This is a genomic window from Burkholderia guangdongensis (genome assembly GCF_013403875.1).
Taxonomy (GTDB): Bacteria; Pseudomonadota; Gammaproteobacteria; order Burkholderiales; family Burkholderiaceae; genus Burkholderia; species Burkholderia guangdongensis.
Map to the genome: position 1 here is coordinate 1 of NZ_JACBNX010000049.1, position 2,493 is coordinate 2,493.

Annotated in this window: 2 protein-coding genes; one reads left to right on the forward strand and one right to left on the reverse strand. The window is 66.0% G+C overall.

Annotated features, from left to right (window positions below; genetic code table 11):
* The first annotated feature begins 334 nt into the window (after positions 1-334).
* Entirely contained in the window at positions 335-649 is a 315-nt protein-coding gene (locus HZI36_RS26570) for a hypothetical protein (protein WP_179405652.1), read from the forward strand.
* A gap of 39 nt (positions 650-688) precedes the next feature.
* Here HZI36_RS26570 and HZI36_RS26575 read toward each other — a convergent pair whose 3' ends face one another.
* Complete coding sequence (locus HZI36_RS26575; protein ID WP_179405653.1) at positions 689-2,347, reverse strand: acyl-CoA synthetase; 1,659 nt, start codon at positions 2,345-2,347, stop codon at positions 689-691.
* Positions 2,348-2,493: the final 146 nt, after the last annotated feature.

Sequence of the window (2,493 nt, forward strand, 5' to 3'; positions counted from 1 at the left end):
CAGTTGCTTGATCAGCTCCGGGTCAAGGTTCAAGCCCTTGCCCGGTTCAATCGTCACTTCTTCCTTGCGTTTGCGTGGCATAAAGTGGCTCCTTGGCCATCAGTTTATGCCTCACACACAAGGTTCCGGATAGGCTCCGGTTCCCGCGTGACGGGCCCCGAGACGCTTCGCCGTCCACGCGGCAATCCTTGCGTCCGGCGAAATCTGCCCTTACAAGTTGCGACAAGTCCGCATGCCGGTCGCCGTTACAGTGGTTCTCAAGCAAGGGCGCCACGCGCCCTCCCCGAGAGATGTCGAACATCGCCATCCCGAACGGAACCAGGAGGCTTGACCCATGAAAGTACGTTCCATCATTCTTCGCACGGCACTGGCCGCGGTTGTGGCCGGTGGCGCATCGCTGACCGCCGGCGCGGCGTTTGCGCAGGAAGTCGTTCCATATGCCCCGTATGGTCACGCGGATCACGCGCATCTGATGCCGGTCGACCTGAACATCCAGATCGGCATGCACGGCGACCGTTACTGGGACGGCCATCGCTACTGGGAGCACGACGAATGGATGCATCATCATCCGCGCGATCGCGACCCTTGGCATCATGACGACGATCATCGACTGATGCCGCATCGCGACGACGGCATGCATCGCTATTGATGCACATACAAGCCGGGAGCGCGGCCCCGGCTGCCCCGCTCACTTCTTCTCCGGCTCCCCGGCGAGATCGATCGCCTTCCCCGACCCGACCGCGTTGCGCAGCTGGAATTTCTGGATCTTCCCGGTCGACGTCTTCGGCAGCTCGCCGAAGCGCACGGCCTTCGGCACCTTGAAGCCGGCGAGCAGTTGCCGGCAGTGCGCGACGATCTCGTCCTCGGTCGCGCTCATCCCGTCGCGCAGCTCGACGAACGCGCACGGCACCTCGCCCCACTTCGGGTCCGGCATCGCGACGACCGCCGCGACCGCGACGGCCGGATGCCGGTACAGCGCGTCCTCGACCTCGATGCTCGAGATGTTCTCGCCGCCCGAGATGATGATGTCCTTCTTGCGATCCTTGATCCGGATATAGCCGTCCGGCGACAGCACCGCGAGATCGCCGGTGTGGAACCAGCCGCCGTGGAACGCGTCGCCGGTCGCCTTCGGATTCTTCAGATAGCCCTTCATGCAGATGTTGCCGCGGAACATGATCTCGCCGAGCGTCTCGCCGTCCGCGGGCACCGGCGCCATCGTGTCCGGATCGAGCACCGTCGCGCCCGCCTCCAGGTGATAGCGCACGCCCTGCCGCGCGTTCAGGCGCGCGCGCTCGTCGTCCGACAGATCGTCCCAGTTCGCCTGCTTCGCGCAGACCGTCGCCGGGCCATACACCTCGGTCAGCCCGTACACGTGCAGCAGATCGAAACCGATCTCCTTCATCTTCGCGATCACGGCCGGCGCCGGCGCGGCGCCCGCGACCATCGTGTGCACCGTGTGGCCGATCCCTTCGCGCAGCTCAGCCGGCGCGTTCGCGATCGCGCTCTGCACGATCGGCGCGCCGCAGTAGTGCGTGACGCGCTCGCGGCGAATCAGGTCGAACACGGTCTTCGCGTCGAACTTGCGCAGGCACACGTTCACGCCCGCGCGCGCGGCGACCGCCCACGGGAAACACCAGCCGTTGCAGTGGAACAGCGGCAGCGTCCACAGGTAGACCGCGTGCTTCGGCATGTCCCATTCGAGGATGTTGCTGATCGCCGCCTGATGCGCGCCGCGATGGTGATAGACGACGCCCTTCGGGTCGCCGGTCGTGCCCGACGTGTAGTTCAGCGCGATCGCGTCCCACTCGTCGTTCGGCGCGAGCCAAGCGTAGTCCGGGTCGCCGCTCGCGACGAACGCCTCGTAGTCGGTCGCGCCCGCGAAGCGCGCCGGGTCGGCCGGCATCGCGTCGGCGACGCTGACGATCGTCAGCCCCGGCACTTCGAGCCGCGCGCGCTGCGCGCACTCCGCGTATTCGGTGTCGACGATCAGCACCTTCGCTTCGCCGTGGCGCAGCATGAACAGCACGGTCGGAATGTCGAGCCGCGTGTTGATCGCGTTCAGCACCGCGCCCGCCATCGGCACGCCGAAGTGCGCCTCGACCATCGCCGGGATGTTCGGCAGCAGCGCCGCGACCGTGTCGCCGCGGCCGACGCCCGCCTGCGCGAGCGCGCTTGCGAGCTGCCGCGCGCGCGTATAGGTCTCGCCCCACGTGCGCCGCACATCGCCATGCACGATCGCGAGCCGGTCGCCATAGACCTCGGCCGAGCGCACCAGAAAATCGATCGGCGTCAGCGGCGCATAATTCGCTTCGTTGCGGCCGAGCCCTTCGTCGAACATCTGCGTCATGATCCTGTCTATATGAACGCGTCCCGTTTGCAACAGTTTTCGTGTGTTCCGACAGACAGGATGGGCTGCAGCTCTATATCCGGCCTTGTTGCAGGCGGTCGTGCCGCTGCGGGCCCGTATGAAATCCGCTGACTCGCACCTCATTC